The organism is Cellulosimicrobium cellulans (assembly GCF_016921195.1).
Lineage (GTDB): Bacteria > Actinomycetota > Actinomycetes > Actinomycetales > Cellulomonadaceae > Cellulosimicrobium > Cellulosimicrobium cellulans_F.
Genome location: NZ_JAFGYF010000002.1, coordinates 333,166 through 353,319, shown reverse-complemented (window position 1 = coordinate 353,319; position 20,154 = coordinate 333,166). Strand labels below are relative to the sequence as shown.

Genomic DNA, 20,154 nt, shown 5'->3' with positions numbered 1-20,154 from the left:
GCGGCCCCCGCGTCCCTGCTCCCAGAGTGTGAGGTGCCATGCCGTCGTCACGTCGCCCCGCCCGCCCCCTCGCCGCGCTGAGCGCGCTCGTCGCCGCCGCGACGCTCGCGCTGGCGGGCTGCTCCGCCGACACGACGCCGTCCGACGCGGGCGGCGAGCCGTCCGCGGAACCCGGCACGACCACGTCCGAGACCGCCGCCGAACGGGTCGTGGCGACCGACCAGGGTGACGTCACCGTCCCCACCGACCCGCAGCGCGTCGTCGTGCTCAACCACGCCCTCGCCGGGTACCTGTACGCGCTCGACGTGCCGGTGCTCGCCACGGTCCCCGAGGTGACGGACGACCCGGACCCGGCGTTCTCACCCTTCTGGGCCGCGGAGGCCGAGGCCGACGGCACCGAGCTCGTCGAGTGGAGCGCCGACGGCTACAACCTCGAGGCGATCCTCGCCCTCGAGCCCGACCTCATCGTGGGCGGCGGCTGGGGCTTCCCGCTCAAGCAGGCCACCGACGTCTACGACGGCCTGAGCCAGATCGCCCCGACCGTCCTCGTCAGCGGCACGTTCACGACGTGGCAGGAGCAGTTCGCGTTCCTCGCCCGGGACGTGTTCGACGACGCGGCGACGTACGACGAGCTCGTCGCCGGGTACGACGCCCGGGTCGCCGAGGTGGCGGACGCCATCACGGTCCCCGAGGGAGAGACGGCGTTCCTCGCGCTGACGTCGCAGGGCACGACGTTCGCGCTGATCGAGGGCGAGGCGCTGCCGAACACGTTCGCCGAGCTGGGCTTCGCGATCCAGCCGATCCAGGAGCAGACCGGCGCCGAGCCGTACACCGCCGGCGGCGACATGTTCGAGGTCTCCGCCGAGCAGGTGACCTCCGTGGTCACCGCGCCGAACGTGTTCGTCATCGGGTTCAACGGTGCCGAGGTCGACTTCGACGCGCTCGCCGCGGACCCGGTGTACGCGGGCCTGCCGTCGTTCGCGGCGGGCACGGCCCACGAGCTGCCCACGTGGACGATCCGCGGCGACTACCACGAGGCCATGGCCCTGCTCGACGTCGTCGAGGAGCAGTTCTCCTGATGGCCCGGCACCGCCTCCGCACGCACCCGCTGGTGCTGCGCCGCGTCGAGGTGGCGCGCGTCGTGGACGTCACGCCCCGCATGCGCCGGGTGACCCTCGCCGGGCCCCAGCTCGGGGCCTTCGAGCGCGACGGCATGCCGATGCCCGCGTTCGACGCGCCGTGGTTCGACGACCACGTGAAGATCGTGCTCGCGTCCGACGGCGACGTCGCCTCCGCGCTGCCCGTGCAGCGCGCGCACGGGATCGACTGGCCGCCCGCGCCGAACCGGCAGGGCCGCGACTACACGCCGCGCCGCTGGGACGCGGCGGCAGGTGAGCTCGACCTCGACCTCGTGCTGCACGGCGACGGCCCGGCCGCGGCGTGGGCCCAGGCAGCGCGCCCGGGCAGCGAGCTGTGGTTCGTCGGTCCCAAGGCCTCGACCGTCTGGCCCGACGACGTCGACTGGGCCCTGCTCGCGGGCGACGAGACGGCGCTGCCCGCGATCGGGCGCTTCCTCGACGAGCGACCGGTCGACGTGCCCGTGCAGGTCGTCGTGACGATCGGTGCCGACGCGGCCCGGCAGGACCTCGCGCTGCGCGAGGGCGACACCCTGCGGTGGGTCGTCGCGCCGGAGGGCGACCGCGCCGCGCTCGACGAGGCCGTGCGCGCCCTCGCATGGTGGCCCGGCCAGGTCTACGCGTGGGCGGCGAGCGAGAGCCGTGCGCTGCTGCCCGTGCGGCGCTACCTCACGCGCGAGCGCGCCGTGCCCCGCACGCACGTCGACGTCACGGGCTACTGGCACGCGGAGCCGGCGACCGCCCCGGCGCCGGCCCCGCGGCTCGCGGCCGAGGCGGAGCCGCAGCCCGTGGGGGTCCCGTCCCCCGTGCCCTGGTTCGCGACCCGCGCGGCGCTGCAGCTCGGCCTGCTCGACGAGCTCGGCGCCGGCCCCCGCGACGTCGCGACCCTCGCCGACGTCGCGCGTGTCGCGCCGGGCGCGGTCCGCGCGCTGGTGGGCGTGCTCGCGGCGTCTGGCGTCGTGGCGCTCGACGGCGACACGGTCAGCCTGGGCGACGCGGGCGAGGACCTCCTCGACGACGAGCACGAGCGCGAGGAGTACGAGGGGCTCGAGGCCGACGCCGTCCTGGCGCTCGCCGCGCTCGCCCCCGCGCTGCGCGACCGCGCACCGGCCTGGTCGCGGTCGCGCGGCCGGACGCTGCGTGCCGAGGTCGAGGCGGACGCCGAGCGCGCCGCGGAGGTCGTCCAGGGCGCCGACGTGCTCCCGTACGTGCTCACGGGCCTCGGCACCTGGCCGGTCTGGTCGGACGCGCGGTCGGTCGCGCTCGGCGGCCCCGGCGCGCTCGTCGTCGCCGACCTGCTCACCGAGGTCCCGGGCGAGCGCGCGACGACGCTCGTCGAGGACGCGGTCCCCCTCGGGGTCCTGCGCGAGCGGGCCGGCGCCGGTACCGCGCACGCGGCGGCCGAGACGTGGCCCGCGGTCGACGTCGCCGTGTGCGCGCTGGGCGCGGGCCACCGCACCGACGACGAGGTGGTCGACCTCCTCGCCGCGATGCGCGCCGCCGCGCCGCGCGCCGTCCTCATCGAGGACTTCACGCCCGACGGGCTCAGCCCGCACGCGCACGAGCACGCGCTGCTCTCGCTGGCGACCACCGGCGCGGCGCCGCGCACGCCCGCCGACGTCGCCCGCCTCGCGGAGCGTGCGGGCTGGCGCGTCGAACGGCACGAGGCGCTCGGCTGGGGGGTCGAACGCGTCGAGCTCGCCGCCCGGCACGCCCGCCCTCGTGCCTCGGAAGGCTAGTGCCCGATCCGGTCGAGCTCGGCGAGGTCGGTCGCGGAGAGCTCGACGGCCGCGCCGGCGACGTTCTCGCGCAGGTGCGTGACCGACGAGGTCCCCGGGATGAGCAGGACGTTGGGCGAGCGCCGGAGCAGCCAGCTCAGCGCCACCGCGATCGGGGTCGAGCGCAGCCGTTGCGCCACCGCGGACAGTGCTGAGGACTGCAGCGGCGTGAATCCCCCCAGGGGGAAGAAGGGCACGTAGGCGATGCCGTCGCGAGCCAGCTCGTCGATCAGGTCGTCGTCGTGCCGGAGGGCGAGGTTGTACATGTTCTGCACGCACACGATCGGGGCGAGCGACCGCGCCTCGCGGACCTGTTCCGGGGTGGCGTTGCTGAGGCCGAGGTGACGGATCAGGCCTTCGTGCTGCATCTCGACGAGCGCCTCGACGGCCTCGCTGACAGGCTCCTGGACGGTGCCCTGGGCGTCACCCAGGCGCAGGTTGACCACGCCGAGCGCCTCCAGGCCCAGCGACTCGAGGTTCTCCCGCACCTGCCGGCGCAGGTCCTCGGGCCGTCGGGCGGTGGGCCAGCCGCCCTGGGCGTCGCGGTCGGCGCCGACCTTGGTGACGATGCACAACGAGTCGTCGTACGGGTGCAGCGCCTCGCGGATCAGCTCGTTGGTGACCCGCGGGCCGTAGGCGTCGCTCGTGTCGATGTGGGTGATGCCGAGGTCGACAGCCTCGCGCAGGACGGCGAGCGCGCCGTCGTGGTCGGCGGGCGGTCCTACCACCCAGGGGCCGGCGAGCTGCATCGCGCCGTACCCGAAGCGGGTGACCGTCAGGTCGCCCAGGGTCCAGGTGCCGCCGGGAAGCGTGGTCGAAACGGTGCTCAAGGTGCTGCCTTTCGGTTCGGAGCGGAGTGCTCGTCGTGCGAGCCCTCTCGGCATGCCAGGATGCGAGCACCGGTTTCTCGACGGAAGTAGGCACCTGAAAGTGCGTAAGGCACCTCGGTGTCGCGAGGAGGACTGATCGTGACGATGACCGCCGCCCAGCAGCGCGTCCAGGCGAAGGCCGAGTACGACGCCTTCCTGGCCGCGTGCCCGAGCCGCCAGCTGCTCGACCGGCTCTCGAACAAGTGGGTCACCCTGATCCTCGCGGCATTGGGCGACGCCTGCTCCGGGCCCGACGCCGAAGCCAGGTCGATGCGCTTCTCGGAGCTCGCCCGCCGACTGGCCGGAGTCAGCCAGAAGATGCTCACCCAGACGTTGCGGTCGCTGGAGCGCGACGGCCTGGTGACCCGCACCGTGGTCGCGACCGTGCCGGTCACCGTCTCCTACGAGCTGACCGAGCTCGGCGTCTCCCTCCAGGACACGATGCGTGCCCTCAAGTCGTGGGCGCAGGACCACATGGACGAGGTGTCCGCCAACCGCGAGGACTACGACGCCCGCACCGCCTGACGGCGCTGCACGCCTCCGGGTCCGGGCGGACGACTGACGGCACGAGTCTGCCGCGGCCGCGCCGGCCGTCGAGAGACACGCCGGGGCCACGAAGCACCCGGTCGGCACGACGCCCCCAGCACGTCGTGCCGACCGGTCCCCACGCCACCCGCGCGAGGTCGAGTCCGCGACCGCGCGTCTCAGCCGACCGCGCGGAACGGGCCCCACGAGCCGGCACCCGGCTCCTGCCCGCGCGACCACCACTGCGCGACCCACACCGCGCCGTCGTGCACGACCGCGTCACCCGCCCGGAGCACGCGCGTCGGGGTCCAGACCGGCACGCCGCGCTCGTCGGCGGCCAGCTCCTCCCACGGACCCCACGCCGCGCCCGGAGTCGTTCCCCGCGCGTACCACTGGGCGCGGAACACCGCGCCGTCGTGGACGACGACGTCGCCCGCCCCGTACGTCGCGGCCGGGTCGTAGGCCGGGGCCTCGACCGGGCCGAGACGCCCCGCGCCGGCGGACGACCGCACGATCGCGGGCACGGCCCACGTCGGGTCGATGCTCCCGTGCAGCGTCGGCGTCCAGCGCGCCTCGTCGGCGAGCCGGTCCGCCTCCCCCACCGAGGCGTTGTAGGCGGCGAGGAGGTCGACCGGCTCGCCGTCCACGGTCGAGCCCGTCTCGAACAGCCGCTCCCCCTTGTACCGGCCGATGATCCGTGCCGGGTCGACGCCCGGGGCGAGCTCGAACGCGTTGTTCTCGGCGTAGATGCTCGAGTCGACGCCCGCGCCCCAGTAGTACTGGAAGATGCCCTCGCGCGTCTGCTCGTAGAGCTCGTTGTAGACGTGCACGTCGCCGAAGCGCACGCGCGGGGCGCGCTGCCCGACGTCGGTCCACCGGTTGTGGTGGTATGTCACCTTGTGCCTGCCCGCGTCCTGCGTGCGGCTGTCCGAAGAGCCGAGGATCGCCGTCTTGTCGTGGTCGGAGAAGTGGTTGTAGGAGACGGTCACGTGGTCGGAGCCGTGCGTGATGTCGAGCAGACCGTCGTGGATCTCGTACGGGCGGCCGAAGACCGTCGGGAGCGACGAGGGCGGGCGCTCGCCGTCGTCGAACGTGCTGTGGTCGACCCACACGTTCTCCGACGTCCACACCGACACGTTGTCGTACGCGGAGTTCCAGTTGCCGGCGTCGCCGTCGCCCGGGTCCCACGCGGGGAAGCAGTCGCGCGCGTCGGAGAACGTGACGTTGCGGACGATGACGTTGCGCGCGTCGCGGATCCGCAGGCTCGCGCCCACGACCTGCGCGTCCGCGCCCAGGCCGACGATCGTCACGTTCGACCCGACGTGCTGCAGCGTGACCTTCGCCTGCTCCGCGGCGGCGGCCACGCGCGCGTCCTCGAGCGGACCGGCCGGGTCGCCCCACCCGTACGTGGCCGGGTCGTAGGCGGCGACGTAGTCGTCCATCGAGAACGGCGCATCGCTGCCCGCGACCGGGACGGTGGCGGCGATCGCCTCGCAGCTCGTCCCGGCGAACGCGTCGATGCGTCCGTCGACGTACACGATGCGCGGCGTCGTGTCGGTCCGCGCCCCCGCACCGCCCAGCGCGGCGCGCAGCTCGTCCCAGGTGTCGACGACGTACACGTGCTCGGCGGTCGCCGCGCTCCCACCCGTGGTGCCACCGTTCGCGGCACCCCAGCCGTCGTTCGCGCCGAGCACCTGCCGCCCGAGGTCCGCCGCGCCCGGCCCGTCCGTCCCCGAGCCGCTCGTCGCGCTGCTCGTCGCCGCGGTGCCGGTGACCGCCATCACGACCGCCGCCGCCGCGGCCAGCGGGACCCTCACCCACCGTCCTGCCATCACCCAACTCCTTCGTCGGTGCGAGAAACCGGTTTCACGCCGGCGGGACCGAGTCTGGCACACCGGGTGCGGAAAGCGCTAGCCGTCACCGCCGCGGGACGAGCCGGAGACCCTTCTCACCCCGCCTTCGCCGGAAGGTCCTCGGCTCGGCGCCGCCTCACGACCTGCGGGCGAGGCCGGGGGCGGCGAGGGCGACGAGGACGGCGGTCGCGGCGGCGAAGACGACGACCATGAGCCGCAGCGGCTCGACGGTCAGCGAGAGTCCGAGGAGCAGCACCGGGACGGCGAGACCGACGTAGGCGACGAGGAAGATCCCCGCGAGCACCTCGCCGCGCCGCTGCGGCTCGGCGAGCGACCCTCCCGTCGCGAGCGCGCCCCGGAAGAGGATCCCGACACCCGCCCCTGCGACGACCGCGCTCGCGACGAAGCCCGGCAGGGACGCGAGCCCGACCGACACGGCGAGGACGACGAGCCCCGCCAGGGTCAGCCCGACCGCGAGCGCCACCTGACGCGCCGGGGCGAGCCGCCCGGAGGCGAGCTGGGCGAGGGCGGCGGAGGCGAACACCGCGGCGGACACAAGGCCCGCGACCAGTCGCGACTCCTCGTGCATGACCGTGGCGAGGACGCTCGGGGTGAGCGACGTGAAGAGCCCGAACACGGCGAACCCGGCGAAGGCGGCCGCCGCCGCGGCGACGAACGTGCCGCGCCCCGATCGCGGCACCGCGACGCGCTGCGGGCGGTAGGCGTACCGGCCGGCCGACGGCGCGACCGTCTCGGGCACGAGCGCGGCGGCGAGCACCGCGGCGGCGAGCAGGACGGCGAACGCGACGTACGGCGTCGTGAGCGGGGCGGGAGCGGCCTGGGCCAGCAGCCCGCCGACGAGCGGCCCGAGCGCGAGACCGCCGATGTTCGCCAGTCCCGCGACGGCGCTCGCGTCGCGCGGCCGGTCCGGGCGCGCGACGGCGCGCAGCTCCGCGAGGTGCGCCGTCGCCGTGGCGGTGACGGCGCCGATCCCGGCCCCGGAGACGAGGCGCGCGACCACGAGGCCGCCCAGCCCGTCGAGCGCGAGGAACAGCACCGCCGCGACGAGCTCGGCCGCGAGGCCGAGGAGCAGCACGCGCCGCCGCCCGAACCGGTCGCTGAGGTGACCGACGAGGTAGAGGCTCGCTGCCACGCCGACCGCGTAGGCGGCGAAGACGACGGTCACGGCGACCGTGGGGAGCCCGTCGCGCACCTGGTAGAGGGGGTAGAGCGGGGTCGGGACGGTCGAGAACGCCATCGCGGTGGCGAACGCGAGCGCCACGACGAGGAAGCCGGGGCCGTGGGAGACGAGCGGACGCCGCCGGGTCGCCCGCGGGGCGCCGCGGGCGAGGTCCGGGGTGCGCGTCGAGGTCGAGGTCATGCGCACCACGGTGCGCCCGACGGTCTGATCGTGTCCAACGACTTGTTCCGATCATGTTCATCGGCAGAACCAATTTCTCGCTACGCTCGCACCATGGAGACGCGCCAGCTCGAGTACTTCGTCGCCGTCGCCGAGGAGCTGAGCTTCACGCGCGCCGCGGCGCGGGTGTTCGCCGTGCAGTCGAGCGTGTCCGCGGGTATACGTGCGCTCGAGGCCGAGCTGGGCGCCCGCCTGTTCGAGCGCACCAAGCGCACCGTCGCGCTCACCTCGCAGGGCGAGGCACTGCTCCCCCGTGCCCGCGCGGTCCTCGACGCCGTCGACGAGGCCCGCGCCGCCGTCGCGCCCGGCCCGCACCTCGTCCGCGGCACCGTCCGCCTCGGGGTCTTCACCAACCTCGGCTACCTCGGCCTGCCGCGCGTGCTCGCGGCGTTCCGCGAGCGCCACCCGGGCGTCGAGCTGCACCTGACGCCGAGCCCCGCCGGCTCGACGGGACTCGGCGAGGACGTGCGCCGCGGGGTCGTCGACGTCGCGTTCACGGGGCTGGACCCGCAGGACCATCCGGGCCTGCGGTACACACGCCTCACGTCCGCGACGTTCGTCGCGGTCCTGCCCACCGGCCACGCGCTCGCGGGGGCACCGTCGGTCGCACCGGGCGACCTGGCCGACGAGCGCGTCGTGACGACGCCGCGCGGGTTCGGCAACCGCGTGGTCGCCGAGCGCGCGTTCGCGCACGCGGGCGTCGCGCCGCGCGCCGACACGGAGGTCGCGGACGTCGGGGACCTGCCCGCGTTCGTGGCCGCGGGGTTCGGGGTCGCGGTGGTGCCGGCCGACATGTACGAGCCCGCCGACGGCGCCGTCGCGGTCCCGCTCGACGCCCCGGAGACCTGGTCCCTCGGGCTCGTGACCCGGCCGTACCCGAGCGCGGCTGCCGCGGCCCTCGTGGCCGGGCTCGTGGACGCGCTCGAGGGCAGGCGGGTCCCGGACTGAGGCGCGCTGGTAGCATCGGCGCGTGCTCATCGAGGTCGACAGAACCTAGCCGCCGAGCCGTCGGCGGCCCGTCCCAGCACACCCTCTCGTCCCCGGCTCCGTGACACGAGCCCCCGCGGGCGATCGTCGCGACCCCTGCCGTGACCTCGTCGTGCCTGGACCCGCCGCGCCGCTCACGCGCCGCCCTGTCCTTCCCCGGCACGACCCTGCCCGCGCACCCGCGGGCACGAGGAGCACCACATGTCCACCCTGCACCGCTCCGCGGTGACCCTGACCGACCTCACGTTCGAGTGGCCCGACGGCACCGTCGCGCTCTCGCACCTCACCGGCACGTTCGGCACCGGCCGCACGGGCCTCGTCGGCGACAACGGCGCCGGCAAGTCCACCCTCCTGCGCCTCGTCGCCGGCCTGCTCACCCCGACGTCGGGCAGCGTCACGACCACCGGCGAGGTCGCCTACCTGCCCCAGACCCTGACCCTCGGCCACGAGGCGAGCGTCGCTCGTCTCCTCGGGATCGACCGCACGCTCGCCGCATTGCGCGCCATCGAGTCCGGGGACGTCGACGAGCGCCACTTCGACGCCGTCGGCGACGACTGGGACGTCGAGGCCCGCGCCGCGCAGGCGCTCGCCGAGATCGGGCTCGACGGCGTCGGCCTCGACCGGCGCGTGGGCGAGCTGTCCGGCGGCGAGGCGATGCTCGTCGCGATCAGCGGGCTGCGCGTGCGACGCAGCGCGATCACGCTGCTCGACGAACCGACCAACAACCTCGACCGCGGCACGCGGGCGCGGCTCGCGGCGCTCGTCGACGACTGGCCCGGGACGCTCGTCGTCGTGAGCCACGACCTCGACCTGCTGGAGCACATGGACGAGACAGCGGAGCTGCACGCCGGCCGCCTCACCACCTTCGGCGGCCCGTACAGCGCGTGGCGCGACCAGCTCGAGGCGGACCAGGCCGCCGCGGCGCAGGCCGCGCGGACCGCCGAGCAGACGCTGCGGGCCGAGAAGCGCCAGCGCGTCGAGGCCGAGACCAAGCTGGCGCGCCGCGAGCGGACGGCGCGCACCGCGCAGGCGAACCGCACCGGGTCACGCATCTCCATGGGGCTGCGCGCGTCCGCCGCGCAGGTGTCCGCCGGCTCGATGCGCCAGGGCCTGGACGCGAAGGTCCAGGCCGCGCAGGACGCGCTCGACGCCGCGACGGCCCGCGTGCGCGACGACGAGCACGTGCACCTCGTGCTCCCCGATCCGGACGTGCCGCGCGGCCGGCGCCTCGCCGAGCTGCGCGGGACGAACCGGACGGTCGTCGTGCAGGGACCCGAGCGCGTCGCCCTCGTCGGCGCGAACGGGACCGGCAAGACGACTCTCCTGGAGAACCTGCTCGCCGGGCGCGCGCCGCAGCCCGGCCGGGCCGGTGGGACGCTCCTCACCGATCGGGTCGGCTACCTGCCCCAACGGCTGGACGGGCTCGACGACGCCCGGAGCGCGCTCGAGAACGTGCGCGACGGGGCGCCCGGCGCGGCCCCGGGCACGATCCGCAACCAGCTCGCGCGCCTGCTGCTGCGCGGGTCGAGCGTGGACCGCCCGGTGTCGACGCTCTCGGGCGGCGAGCGGTTCCGCGTCTCGCTCGCGCGGCTCCTGCTCGCCGACCCGCCCGCCCAGATCCTGGTGCTCGACGAGCCGACGAACAACCTCGACGTGCGCAGCGTCGACCGGCTCGTCGAGGCCCTGTCGGGCTACGCGGGCGCGCTGCTCGTCGTGAGCCACGACGACGGCTTCCTCGCCCGTCTCGGCGTCGACGTCGTCCTCGAGCTCGACGCCGCCGGTGCCCTGCACGAGGTCCCCGCACCACGCCGCTGACGCACGGGGCGGCGCCCCGGCTCCGCCGGGGCGCCGTCAGGTCAGGTCGGGCGCGTCCCGCACGACGGCGACCATCGCCGCCGTGGCGGCGGCGTCGGCGTGCGGCCAGGCGGGGCTCGTCGAGCGCGCCGGAGCGGAGCCCGTCGGACGCGGCCTGACGCCCGGCCGACCAGACGTCCTCCGGCACCGCGAGGTCCCACGGCGCGAGGAGCCCGTCGACGAACGCGGGCAGCGCGCCGCGTCGCCGCCGGTCGAGGCGTCAGTCCCGGTTCCACCGCGCGAGCTTGGACGGGCTGAGCACGACCCACGCCTCGGCCACCCGGCCGGACCGCACCGCGACGCTCACGACGCCGGTCACGACGCCGTCCTGCCGTACGACGAGGCCGGCGACGCCGTTCACCGACCGCGCCGCCACCTCGACGCCCGGCCCCACGCGCAGGACGCGGCACAGCGCCAGGGCCGTCTCGTCGACGCCCTCGACGACCCCGGGCGTCGCGGCGGTGCTGCCGGCCGCGTCGACCCACAGGGTCACCGTCGGGTCCAGCAGCCCGCGCACGGCGTCCCGGTCTCCGGTCGTGGTCGCGCGCAGGAGCGCCTCGACGACGCGGTCGTGCGCGGCGCGGTCGGCCTCGCGCCGTGCCGCCGTCCTGTCGCGCTGGGGCATGCCGGGCCTACGCGGAGACGGCCGCGAGCTTCTGCGGGTTCATCATCCACAGCACGCGGTCGATGCCGTCGGTCGTGGCGCGGACCGTGAGCACGGCGAAGAGCTCCCCGTCGCGCGAGAGCTTGACGGCCGGGTACCCGTTGACGTCGGCAGGCTCGACCTCGACGCCCGCCCAGAAGCGCGCGGCGAACGCGTGGTGGTACTTCGCGACGCGCGGGCGCCCGACGACCGGGAACTTCGACGCGCGGACCGCTCCCCCGCCGTCGGAGTAGGAGATCACGTCCTCGGCGAAGAGCTGCTCCAGGAGCGCGACGTCGCCCGCCTGGGCCGCGGCGACGAAGGCCGTGAGCAGACGGCGCTGGGCCTCCGGGGCGACGGGCGTGCGGCGCTCGTCGCGGAGGTGGCGGCGCGCGCGGCTCACCAGCTGGCGCACGCTCGCCCGCGAGTGCCCGATGATCTCCGCGATCTGCTCGTACGGGTAGTCGAACGCCTCGCGCAGCACGTACGCCGCGCGCTCGGTCGGGGTGAGCTTCTCGAGGAGCATGAGGAGGGCGACCTCGAGCGCCTCGCCCCTCTCGGCCCCGAGCGTCGGGTCGGCGCTCGTGTCCACGGGCTCGGGAAGCCACGGGCCGACGTACGTCTCGCGGCGCACGCGCGCGGACTGCAAGACGTTGATCGCGAGCCGCGTCACCGTCGTCGTGAGGAACGCGTCCGGGTTGCGCACGCTCGCGCGGTCGTACGTCTGCCAGCGCACCCACGCGTCCTGGAGCACGTCGTCGGCCTCGGCCGCGCTGCCCAGGATCCGGTACGCGATCCCGAACAGCCGGCGCCGCGCCGCGCTGAACTGCTGCTCCGCCGTCGTGAGGTCCGCCGCTGCCTCGTCCACGCCCGTCATCCTCGCCCGCCCTCGTGCCGCCGTCACCCCGGCCGGTCGGCCGGACGCTCTGCCCACCCGACCGGACGGCGCCGCGATCCGTGACACGGCACGACGAACGGAACGCGCACGGGTCCTGCGGCTCGTGCGCGCGTCGACGACGGCCGGCGTCGTCCGGTGCTGAGGCCCGCGCGCGCCCCCGCGCCGTCCGCTACCGCGTCGCCACGGACTGCTGCGTGCGCCAGTCCGCGAGCCGGGTGCCGCCGAGCACCGCGCCGTCGCCCGGGACGAGCGAGCCCTCGGACAGCGGTGCGCCGAAGTACCGGGCCTCCGGGTCGGCGACGACCTCGCGCGGGTCGTCGAGCGACGCGAGCGTGGTCCGCACGAGCTCGTCGAGCCGGTAGACCTCGGGCCCCGCGACCTCGACGACGCCGCGCACCGGCGCGCCCGTGGCGACGTCCGCGACGGCGACGGCCACGTCGGAGGCGGCGATCGGCCGGAACAGGACCGGCGCGAGGTGCACGACGCCGTCCTGCGTGGCGCCGTCCGTGATCGACGTCAGGAACTCGAAGAACTGCGTCGCGTGGACGATCGAGTACGGCACCGGCGAGCCCGTGATGAGCTCCTCCTGCGCGATCTTCGCGCGGAAGTACCCGCTCTCGGTGAGGCCCTGCGTGCCCACGACGGACAGCGCAACGTGGTGGCGGACGCCGGCCTTCTCCTCGGCCGCCAGGAGGGTGCCCGTCGAGGTGCGGAAGAAGTCGAGGACCGCCTGGTCCTCGAACGAGGGCGAGTTCGAGACGTCGACGACGACGTCCGCGCCCTCCAGCACCTCCGCGACGCCCTCCCCGGTCAAGGTGTTGACGCCCGAGTTGGGCGAGGCGGGGACGGCCTCGTGGCCGCGGTCCCGCAGCACGGTGACGAGCTTCGAGCCGATGAGCCCCGTACCGCCGATCACGACGATCTTCATGGTGTCCTCCTGTCGCTGCGTGCGGCACGTGCCGCCCTGTCACCCGTGTCGACCGGGCACCCCTGCGGGGTGTGACACGTCGGAGGGACCGTGACCGACGGCAATCTGCTCGATCCCGGTCCGCGGGGCGTGCCAGGGTGGTGACCATGGCCGACACCACCGACGTCCGCCCGGACGTCCTCGACCGCGTCGCCTGGCCCGTCGCGACCGCACGCCTCGCGCTGCGCCGCGCCCGGCCCGACGACGCCGACGCCCTCTTCGTCTACCGCAGCCTGCCCGCGGTGGACCGCTGGCTCTCCCAGCGGTTCTCGAGCATCGAGGAGTGGCGTGAGCACCACCGCGATCCCGGCCGGCTCGCGACGACGCTCGTCGTCGAGCACGACGGCGAGGTCGTGGGCGACCTCTACCTCGCGGTGCGCGACGGCTGGGGTCAGCGCGACGTCGTCGACCGCCCCCGCCCGGACGAGGCGGAGATCGGCTGGGCGTTCTCGCCGTCGCACCAGGGGCGCGGGTACGCGACCGAGGCCGTCCGTGCCCTGCTCACGGTGTGCTTCGACGACCTCGGCCTGCGGCGCGTCGTCGCGAACGCGTTCCTCGCCAACGAGCCGTCGTGGCGGCTCATGGAGCGCGTCGGCATGCGGCGCGAGGGCGTGGGCGTGCGGGACTCGCTGCACCGCGACCTCGGCTGGGTCGACGGCGTGACGTACGCGCTGCTCGCCGACGAGCGGCGCACGGGTGCTTGACCCTGACGCGACGTCAGGGCCCACGCTGGACGCATGACCGACACCTTCCCGGCCTTCGACCTGTCCCCCGTCCCCGTCCCGGGACCCGACGCCGTCGCGCCCGAGCCGTTCCGTGGCATCTACGGCATGCCGCAGTTCGTCACGATCCCGACGGCGGACCTCGCCGCGTCCGTCGACCTCTGGACCCAGGGCCTCGGGTTCTTCGACCTGTTCTCCGTCCCGGGTGGCGTCGTGCACCTGCGCCGCTGGGCGTTCCAGGACGTCCTGCTCGTCCCGGGCCCGCCCGCGCCGGAGCCGAGCGCGCTCGCCGTGAGCTTCTCGTGCGTGCTGTCCCAGGTCGACGCGATCGTCGCCGCGTGCGAGGCCGTCTCGCCCGGGTGCACGACCGGCCCCCGGGAGACGCCGTGGGGCTCCGTCGAGGTCGAGGTCCGCACGCCCGAGAGCACGCGCGTCGTCATGACCGCCGCGCGTCCCTACGACCCCGAGAGCGACGCCGCACGGTTCATCCACGACATCGGGATCGAGGCGCCCACCGCATGACGGCCGGTGCCGTCCGGGTGACACTGGGGCGCGTGACGACGGAACGTGCGCCCCGCCGCGTCGCCGACGCGCTCACCGTCGGCGAGGCGGCCGCGGCCGTCGGGGTCACGGTGCGGACGCTGCACCACTGGGACGCCGTCGGCCTCGCCCGGCCCTCGGAGCGCACCGCGGCGGGCTACCGGCTGTACTCGCCCGCCGACGTCGCGCGCCTGCGCCGCGTGGTGGCGTACCGGGAGCTCGACGTGGCGCTCGAGGACATCCCCGGGCTGCTCGACGCGCCCGGCGACGACGCGGTCGACGCCCTGCGCCGCCATCGGGCGCTGCTCGGCGAGCGCATCGCGCGGATGGAACGCACGGCCCGTGCGCTCGACCGTCTCGTCGAGGCCAGGGAGCGCGGCCTGCTCCTGACGCCGGCGGAGCAGGTCGCGCTGTTCGGCGCGACGTGGGACCCGGCGTGGCCCGCCGAGGCGCGCGAACGCTGGGGAGACACCCCGCAGTGGGCGCAGTACGCGGAGCGGTCCGCCGAGCGGACGCTCGACGACTGGCAGGACCTCGCCGACGACGTCGCCACGCTCGAGGCCGATCTCGCCGCCGCGTGCCGCGAGGGTGTCGAGCCGTCGTCGGCGCGCGGGCTCGCGCTGGCCGAGCGCCACCGCGCCTCGATCGGCGCGCACTTCGACTGCACGCCCGCCCGGCACGTGTGCCTGGCCCGGCGGTTCGTGGAGGACGACGGCTTCCGGGCGCACTACGACGGCCTCGCCCCCGGCCTGGCCGCGTGGCTCCGCGCCGCGATCGAGGCGAACGCGCGCTCGCGCGGCGTCGACCCGGCCACGGCCTCCTGGGACTGACGGCCGCGGGCGTGTCGTCCGCCCGGCTCGTCCCGGGCGGCCGGCTCGGAGGTCGACCCGCCGCGGGACGTGCGGGCGTGCGAGCCGCCCGCCCCCGGGCGAGGCTGTGACTCCGCCGCACCACCGTCCGAGGAGTCGTCGATGTCCGGCACCTCCGCCCCCCGGGCAGCCTCCACGAGCGCCGTGCGCGCCCGGGCCGGTCTCGTCCCGGGCGACGCGGTGCGCGCCGCGGCGGCGGCGAGCGTCGTCGTCGCCGTGGGCCTCGACGGCGTCGCGACGGCGCTCTTCCTGCTGGTCCTGGGCGGCACGATCGTGCCGCGCGCGCTCGGCCTCGCCGCCCCCCTGGACGTCGCGTACAGCGTCACGCTCCTCGCCTCGGCCTGGGCCGCGCAGCTCGAGTGGTACCGCGCCGCGCCGTGGCTCGACCTCCCCGTCCACGCCGCCTGCACCGGCCTCGTCGCCGCCGTGGCGTACGTCGCCCTCGTCCGCGCCGGCATGCTCGCCGGACCCGGCATCCTGCGTCCCGGGCGGGCCCGGGCCGGCGTCCTCGTCGTCACCGCCGGCCTGGGCGCGGTGCTCGCGATCCTGTGGGAGCTCGGCGAGTGGGCCGGGCACACCTACCTCGACGACCGCATCGGCGTCGGCTACGGCGACACCGTGACCGACCTCGCCGCAGGGCTGCTCGGCGCCGTCGTCGCGGGGCTCCTCCTGCCCGCGAGCCTCCGGCCCGGGGCGACGCCCTGACCCGCCCCACGGTGTCCGTCGTCGTCCCCGTCCGGGACGACGCCGAGGCGCTCGACCGGTGCCTCGCCCTGCTCGCCCGGCAGTCCGTCGCACCTCTCGAGGTCGTGGTCGTCGACAACGCCTCGGGCGACGACTCGGCGCTGGTCGCCCGCCGCTGGGGCGCGGTCGTCGTGCGCGAGGAACGCGTGGGCATCCCCGCCGCGGCCGCGGCCGGGTACGACGCCGCGCGCGGCGACGTCATCGCGCGTCTCGACGCCGACTCGCGCCCGGACGTCGACTGGGTGCGACGGGTCGTGGACCGCATGGCCGACGACCCCTCGCTCGACGCCATGACCGGCACGGGCACGTTCGACGACCTCCCGCGCGGCGCGCGCACGGCCGTCGCGTCCGCCTATCTCGGCGCGTACTACGTCTTGTGCCACCTCGCGCTCGGCCACACCGCGCTCTGGGGGTCGTGCATGGCGCTGCGGAGGTCGACCTGGGTCGCGGTGCGTGATGTCGTCGAGCGGGAGGACCCGGAGGTGCACGACGACCTCGACCTGTCCTTCCGCCTCGGGCCGCGCCGGCGCACCGTGCTCGACCGGACGTGGCGGGTCGGTGTCTCGGCGCGCTCGCTGCGCGGGCGGCGCCAGCGCCGGCGGCGCATGGACCGCGCGTGGCGCACGCTGCGCGTCAACTGGACGGTCGCGCCACCGTGGGAGCGGTGGCGCGACCGCTGGCGCGGCAGGGGTGCGGCGGCGACGGGCTCGATCTCCGCGTGCGCGAGGTCGCGGTCCTGAGGTGCGCCGCCGTCGTCGTGCAGCGCGAAGGGCTGCACGACGTGGCCCGTGTCGAGAAGGGCACGCGGGTGAGGCGGCGGGGTGCCGGCCGGGGCGCGCGTCGCGACGAGCGACGAGCGCCCCGGCCCGGGCTCAGCGGCTCGCCGCGACGTCGAGCACCCAGGTGACGCCGAACCGGTCCGTGAGCATCCCGTACAGCGGTGCCCAGCCGGACGACGCGAGCGGCGCGACGACGGTCGCGCCGTCGACGAGCGCGTCCCAGTAGCCGCGGACCTCCTCGACGTCGTCGCCACGCACCGAGACGAAGAACGGCGCCTCACCGGGGCTCCAGGGCCGTCCCGCGGGGACGTCGTACGCCATGACGCGGAAGCCGCTCGGCGCGCTGACCTGGCCCCAGACGACGAGGTCGGCCTCGGCCGGGTCCGGCGCCTGGCCCAGGTCGCCGTACGTGGTGATGACGAGGTCGCCGCCGAACACCGCGCGGTAGTGCTCGAGCGCGGCACGGGCGTCGCCACGGAAGTTGAGGTGGGGGGTGGTCTGGACGGACATGACGTCTCCTTCGGATCGGCGGGGTCCGCGGGTCGGGGCCCCGAGCACTGGCCCGGCGCCCCGGGCTCGTACGACCACCTTCTCCGCCCATCAGGACGGATAGCGCCCGCATTGTGCGCGAGCATGGATGCATGACCGAGACGTCGCGCCGGACCCTCCTGCTGCTGTCGCTCCTCCAGGCGCGGCCTGACCGGACGGGTCCCGAGCTCGCCCGCAGGCTCGGCGTCGACCCGCGCACGGTGCGTCGCGACGTCGAGCGCCTGCGCGACCTCGGATACCACGTCGTCGCGACGCGCGGACGCGACGGTGGATACCGCCTCGACGCCGGCGCCCAGCTCCCGCCCCTGCTGTTCGACGACGAGCAGGTCGTCGCGCTGACCGTCGCGCTGCGCACCGTCGCGGCGAGCGGGCCGGGCGACGCGATCGAGGAGGCGGCCGTGCGGGCGCTCGCGACCGTGCGCCAGGTGCTGCCCGCGCGGCTGCGCCACCGGGTCGACGCCGTCGACGTGGCCCCCGTCCCCGCGCACCCCGGGCGCGCAGCTCCGTCGGTCGACCTCGACGTCCTGCTCGCCGTGAGCACCGCGGTGCGCCGGCGCGAGGTGCTGCGTCTCGACTACGCGTCGCCCACCCTTCCCACCGGGAGCGGGAGCGCGGACGGCCCCCGCACCGGCCCCAACCGCACCGCGACGGCGCCGCGGCGCGTGGAGCCGCACCACGTCGTCGTGCGCGACGGACGCTGGTACCTCCTCGCGTGGGACCTCGACCGCGCGGACTGGCGCACGTTCCGCCTCGACCGCACGACGCCCCGCGAACCGACGGGACCGCGCTTCGTGCGCCGCGAGGTCCCCGGCAGTGACGTCGGCGCGTTCGTCGCGGCCCGCTTCGCCGGGTCGACGCCGGCCTCCGCGTCACCGCCGACCGTGGGAGAGGCGGGGTGGCCGTGCCGCGGGTGGGTCGAGCTCGCCGCCCCGGCGTCGGCCGTCGTCCCGTTCGTCGAGGACGGCACGGTCGAGGTCCTGGGGCACGACCGCTGCCGGGTCGCGCTGGGCTCGTGGTCCTGGGTCGCGCTCGCGGCCCGCGTCGCCGCGTTCGACGCGGACGTGCTCGCCGCGGGGCCGGCCGAGCTCGTCGCGGCCTGCGCGACCGTCGCCGGTCGGCTGGGACGGCGTGCGACCGAGGGCGGCCGTAGCGTGGAGCGTCCCGTCCCCGGCAGAACGGACCGGTCATGACCACGCCCGTGCAGCACGACGTGCTCGTCCTCGGCGGCGGCAACGCCGGGCTCTCGCTCGCGGGACGCCTGCGCCGCGACGGCTGCCCCGACGTCGCCGTCGTCGACCCCCGGACGACCCACGAGTACCGGCCGCTGCTCTCCTACGTCGCCTCCGGCATGGCGACGCTCGACGACCTGACCCGGCCCCAGGACGACGTCGTGCCCGACGGCGTCCACCGGTACGCCGACCGCGTCGTCGCGGTCGACCCCGAACGCTCGCTCGTCCACCTCGCGGGCGGGCGCACGCTCGGGTACGCGGACCTCGCGGTGTGCCCGGGCTCGGAGGTGGACTGGGACGCGGTGCCGGGGGCGGAGCAGGCCGTGCGCACGCCGTTCGCCGCGACGAGCTACCTGCCCCACCTCGCCCCCAAGACGTGGGACCTGCTGTCGTCGTTCACCGCTGGCCGCGTGGTGTTCGCCGTCTCCTCGCGGCACGTGCCGTGCTTCCCCGTGGCGCTCAAACCGCTGTTCGTCGCGGCGGACCACTGGCGTCGCACCGGCGTGCTGGACGCGATCGACGTCGAGCTCGCCGTCGAGTCGCCGCGGCTCGTCGACGACCCGCGTGCCGAGCCCGCCCTGCACGACGCCGCGCGGCGCTTCGGCGTCCGGGTGCGCACCGGCACGACGCTCGTGTCCGTCGACGGCGCGCACCGCACGGTCCGGCTGCGGGGGCCGCACGGGACCGACGAGCTCGGCTACGACGCCCTGTACGTCGCGCCGCCGCACCGCGCACCCGCGTGGGTCGCCGGGAGCGGGCTCGCGACGCCGGAGAGCGACGGGTTCGTCGCCGTCGATCCCGAGACGCTCCAGCACGTCACCTACCCGCGCGTCTGGGGGCTCGGGGACGCGGCCGCGGTCGACGCGATGCCGTCGGGCGGCGCGCTGCGACGGCAGGTGCCCGTCGTCGCGCGCAACATCACGGCGCGCCGCCGGGGCACGCCGATGCAGCGGTACGACGGCTACTCCGTCGCGCCCGTGACGACGTCGCGCACCGAGCTGCTCCTCGCCGAGTTCGACCGCGAGCGCCGACCCGACCCCGGGTTCCGGTTCGTCAGCCTCGCGCGCCCGCGCCGCAGCCTGCTGTTGTTCGACCGGTACCTGCAGCCGGCGATCTACTGGCGCCGGCTGCTCCAGGGCAAGGTGGGCTGACCCGGCCCCGCGGGCTGGACCGGCGCGGTGCGGCGCAGCACGAAGAAGAACGGCCGCTCCATGCCCCGTGCCTCCATGAGGCCCAGCAGCGTGTCGTCGTCGACGGCGCGGAACGCGTCCTCGACAGGGAGCGCGTCGTAGGTCATGGCGGCGGTCGCCACGCCGCGGTGCACGACGGTGCGCAGCCGTGCCCGGGGGCGCCGCGTACGAGCGAGGGGCAGCGCCGCGCGCACGACCCGCGCGACGCCGGGCCGCCGCACGAGCGGGGCGCACCGCAGGACGAGCGGGAGGGGCACGAACGCGGGGTCGAGGGCGAACGGCCCGCCCCGGGGGCCGGCGAACACGAGTGGTGCGCGTCGCGGACGCCGTCGAACCGCTTGCCGACCCAGCCCAGCTCCTCGAGCACCCCGTCGAGCCGGTGCCCGGTGGGCAGCCCGGCTCCGCGCCACCGGCCGACGACCGCATCGACGTCGGCAGGCGGCAGCGTGTCGAAGAACGCGAGCGCGTCGGCCGTGGTGGTGCCGCGCCGGAGCTCGGCCAGCTCGTCGAGCCGGGCGCGGGCCCCGTGGACGTCGTCCGGACCGGTCATGCGCTCCTCCTCGCTCGTGCCCGGTGGGTGGTGTCGCCCCGATCCTCGCGCG

At 75.8% G+C, this 20,154-nt stretch carries 20 protein-coding genes and 1 pseudogene; 12 read left to right on the top strand and 9 right to left on the bottom strand.

What is annotated here, in order from left to right:
* Positions 1–38 precede the first annotated feature (38 nt).
* Positions 39–1,079, top strand: a complete 1,041-nt coding sequence (locus tag JN535_RS06570; RefSeq protein WP_205203987.1) for an ABC transporter substrate-binding protein — start codon at positions 39–41, stop codon at positions 1,077–1,079.
* Positions 1,079–2,875 carry a siderophore-interacting protein gene (locus JN535_RS06565; protein ID WP_205203985.1) on the top strand — a complete coding sequence of 599 codons (1,797 nt, stop codon included), beginning with the start codon at positions 1,079–1,081 and terminating at the stop codon, positions 2,873–2,875. Before JN535_RS06570 ends, JN535_RS06565 begins: the two co-directional genes overlap by 1 nt.
* Here JN535_RS06565 and JN535_RS06560 read toward each other — a convergent pair.
* Positions 2,872–3,744 (bottom strand): aldo/keto reductase family oxidoreductase, encoded by an 873-nt coding sequence (locus JN535_RS06560; protein WP_240200673.1) that lies wholly within the window; start codon positions 3,742–3,744, stop codon positions 2,872–2,874. The genes JN535_RS06565 and JN535_RS06560 overlap by 4 nt on opposite strands.
* 144 nt (positions 3,745–3,888) lie before the next feature.
* Here JN535_RS06560 and JN535_RS06555 point away from each other — a divergent pair, with 144 nt between their 5' ends.
* The gene (locus tag JN535_RS06555; protein WP_205204642.1) at positions 3,889–4,308 is read left to right on the top strand and encodes a winged helix-turn-helix transcriptional regulator; all 420 of its coding nucleotides are present in this window, start codon (positions 3,889–3,891) and stop codon (positions 4,306–4,308) included.
* Between the two features lie 179 nt (positions 4,309–4,487).
* Here JN535_RS06555 and JN535_RS06550 read toward each other — a convergent pair whose 3' ends face one another.
* Together JN535_RS06550 and JN535_RS06545 are read right to left on the bottom strand one after the other, a co-directional pair.
* Positions 4,488–6,125, bottom strand: a complete 1,638-nt coding sequence (locus JN535_RS06550) for a pectate lyase family protein (protein ID WP_307868319.1) — start codon at positions 6,123–6,125, stop codon at positions 4,488–4,490.
* 172 nt (positions 6,126–6,297) lie between these two features.
* The gene (locus JN535_RS06545) at positions 6,298–7,542 is read right to left on the bottom strand and encodes an MFS transporter (RefSeq protein WP_205203982.1); all 1,245 of its coding nucleotides are present in this window, start codon (positions 7,540–7,542) and stop codon (positions 6,298–6,300) included.
* A 93-nt stretch (positions 7,543–7,635) separates the two neighbouring features.
* Here JN535_RS06545 and JN535_RS06540 point away from each other — a divergent pair, with 93 nt between their 5' ends.
* Both JN535_RS06540 and JN535_RS06535 read left to right on the top strand, forming a co-directional pair.
* The gene (locus JN535_RS06540) at positions 7,636–8,529 is read left to right on the top strand and encodes a LysR family transcriptional regulator (protein WP_205203980.1); all 894 of its coding nucleotides are present in this window, start codon (positions 7,636–7,638) and stop codon (positions 8,527–8,529) included.
* Between the two features lie 240 nt (positions 8,530–8,769).
* Entirely contained in the window at positions 8,770–10,383 is a 1,614-nt protein-coding gene (locus JN535_RS06535) for an ABC-F family ATP-binding cassette domain-containing protein (RefSeq protein ID WP_205203978.1), read from the top strand.
* Between the two features lie 259 nt (positions 10,384–10,642).
* On the opposite strand, the gene JN535_RS06530 is transcribed toward JN535_RS06535, so the two are convergent.
* The 3 genes from JN535_RS06530 to JN535_RS06520 all read right to left on the bottom strand — a co-directional run bounded on the left by JN535_RS06530 (position 10,643) and on the right by JN535_RS06520 (position 12,891).
* The gene (locus JN535_RS06530; protein ID WP_205203976.1) at positions 10,643–11,047 is read right to left on the bottom strand and encodes a hypothetical protein; all 405 of its coding nucleotides are present in this window, start codon (positions 11,045–11,047) and stop codon (positions 10,643–10,645) included.
* A gap of 7 nt (positions 11,048–11,054) precedes the next feature.
* The gene (locus JN535_RS06525) at positions 11,055–11,933 is read right to left on the bottom strand and encodes an RNA polymerase sigma-70 factor (protein ID WP_307868316.1); all 879 of its coding nucleotides are present in this window, start codon (positions 11,931–11,933) and stop codon (positions 11,055–11,057) included.
* Between the two features lie 199 nt (positions 11,934–12,132).
* Positions 12,133–12,891 carry an SDR family oxidoreductase gene (locus JN535_RS06520; RefSeq protein WP_205203972.1) on the bottom strand — a complete coding sequence of 253 codons (759 nt, stop codon included), beginning with the start codon at positions 12,889–12,891 and terminating at the stop codon, positions 12,133–12,135.
* 146 nt (positions 12,892–13,037) lie between these two features.
* Between JN535_RS06520 and JN535_RS06515 the strand changes: the two genes are divergently transcribed.
* From JN535_RS06515 to JN535_RS06495, 5 genes are all read left to right on the top strand, one after another.
* On the top strand, positions 13,038–13,634 hold the full coding sequence (locus JN535_RS06515) for a GNAT family N-acetyltransferase (protein WP_205203971.1): 597 nt from the start codon (positions 13,038–13,040) through the stop codon (positions 13,632–13,634).
* A gap of 33 nt (positions 13,635–13,667) precedes the next feature.
* Entirely contained in the window at positions 13,668–14,174 is a 507-nt protein-coding gene (locus tag JN535_RS06510) for a VOC family protein (protein WP_205203970.1), read from the top strand.
* 32 nt (positions 14,175–14,206) lie between these two features.
* Positions 14,207–15,022: a MerR family transcriptional regulator gene (locus JN535_RS06505; protein ID WP_307868313.1), complete on the top strand. Its 816-nt coding sequence runs from the start codon at positions 14,207–14,209 to the stop codon at positions 15,020–15,022.
* Positions 15,023–15,163: 141 nt separating this feature from the next.
* Positions 15,164–15,766 carry a hypothetical protein gene (locus JN535_RS06500; protein WP_240200672.1) on the top strand — a complete coding sequence of 201 codons (603 nt, stop codon included), beginning with the start codon at positions 15,164–15,166 and terminating at the stop codon, positions 15,764–15,766.
* Positions 15,767–15,777: 11 nt separating this feature from the next.
* Positions 15,778–16,545, top strand: coding sequence for a glycosyltransferase family 2 protein (locus tag JN535_RS06495; RefSeq protein ID WP_307868311.1), 768 nt, complete (start codon positions 15,778–15,780; stop codon positions 16,543–16,545).
* 132 nt (positions 16,546–16,677) lie between these two features.
* Here the strand turns inward: JN535_RS06495 and JN535_RS06490 are convergent, their stop codons facing one another.
* On the bottom strand, positions 16,678–17,094 hold the full coding sequence (locus JN535_RS06490) for a VOC family protein (RefSeq protein WP_205203968.1): 417 nt from the start codon (positions 17,092–17,094) through the stop codon (positions 16,678–16,680).
* Between the two features lie 131 nt (positions 17,095–17,225).
* Here JN535_RS06490 and JN535_RS06485 point away from each other — a divergent pair, with 131 nt between their 5' ends.
* Positions 17,226–18,323, top strand: a complete 1,098-nt coding sequence (locus JN535_RS06485; protein WP_205203967.1) for a helix-turn-helix transcriptional regulator — start codon at positions 17,226–17,228, stop codon at positions 18,321–18,323.
* Positions 18,320–19,513: an NAD(P)/FAD-dependent oxidoreductase gene (locus tag JN535_RS06480; protein WP_205203966.1), complete on the top strand. Its 1,194-nt coding sequence runs from the start codon at positions 18,320–18,322 to the stop codon at positions 19,511–19,513. Before JN535_RS06485 ends, JN535_RS06480 begins: the two co-directional genes overlap by 4 nt.
* Here JN535_RS06480 and JN535_RS21500 read toward each other — a convergent pair.
* The gene (locus JN535_RS21500) at positions 19,477–19,857 is read right to left on the bottom strand and encodes a DUF4334 domain-containing protein (RefSeq protein WP_307868309.1); all 381 of its coding nucleotides are present in this window, start codon (positions 19,855–19,857) and stop codon (positions 19,477–19,479) included. The two genes, JN535_RS06480 and JN535_RS21500, sit on opposite strands and share 37 nt — an antisense overlap.
* A 65-nt stretch (positions 19,858–19,922) precedes the next feature.
* Positions 19,923–20,102 (bottom strand): annotated as a pseudogene (locus JN535_RS21695) (GXWXG domain-containing protein); the annotation flags it as partial.
* Positions 20,103–20,154 lie beyond the last annotated feature (52 nt).

Excerpts from the sequence above, each read along its gene's own strand:
- JN535_RS06490 (WP_205203968.1), bottom strand. The coding sequence starts at position 17,094 with ATGTCCGTCCAGACCACCCCCCACCTCAACTTCCGTGGCGACGCCCGT.
- JN535_RS06510 (WP_205203970.1), top strand. The coding sequence starts at position 13,668 with ATGACCGACACCTTCCCGGCCTTCGACCTGTCCCCCGTCCCCGTCCCG.
- JN535_RS06515 (WP_205203971.1), top strand. The coding sequence starts at position 13,038 with ATGGCCGACACCACCGACGTCCGCCCGGACGTCCTCGACCGCGTCGCC.
- JN535_RS06545 (WP_205203982.1), bottom strand. The coding sequence starts at position 7,542 with ATGACCTCGACCTCGACGCGCACCCCGGACCTCGCCCGCGGCGCCCCG.
- JN535_RS06555 (WP_205204642.1), top strand. The coding sequence starts at position 3,889 with ATGACCGCCGCCCAGCAGCGCGTCCAGGCGAAGGCCGAGTACGACGCC.
- JN535_RS06485 (WP_205203967.1), top strand. The coding sequence starts at position 17,226 with ATGACCGAGACGTCGCGCCGGACCCTCCTGCTGCTGTCGCTCCTCCAG.
- JN535_RS06570 (WP_205203987.1), top strand. The coding sequence starts at position 39 with ATGCCGTCGTCACGTCGCCCCGCCCGCCCCCTCGCCGCGCTGAGCGCG.
- JN535_RS06540 (WP_205203980.1), top strand. The coding sequence starts at position 7,636 with ATGGAGACGCGCCAGCTCGAGTACTTCGTCGCCGTCGCCGAGGAGCTG.
- JN535_RS06535 (WP_205203978.1), top strand. The coding sequence starts at position 8,770 with ATGTCCACCCTGCACCGCTCCGCGGTGACCCTGACCGACCTCACGTTC.
- JN535_RS06530 (WP_205203976.1), bottom strand. The coding sequence starts at position 11,047 with ATGCCCCAGCGCGACAGGACGGCGGCACGGCGCGAGGCCGACCGCGCC.
- JN535_RS06480 (WP_205203966.1), top strand. The coding sequence starts at position 18,320 with ATGACCACGCCCGTGCAGCACGACGTGCTCGTCCTCGGCGGCGGCAAC.
- JN535_RS06565 (WP_205203985.1), top strand. The coding sequence starts at position 1,079 with ATGGCCCGGCACCGCCTCCGCACGCACCCGCTGGTGCTGCGCCGCGTC.
- JN535_RS06520 (WP_205203972.1), bottom strand. The coding sequence starts at position 12,891 with ATGAAGATCGTCGTGATCGGCGGTACGGGGCTCATCGGCTCGAAGCTC.
- JN535_RS06500 (WP_240200672.1), top strand. The coding sequence starts at position 15,164 with ATGTCCGGCACCTCCGCCCCCCGGGCAGCCTCCACGAGCGCCGTGCGC.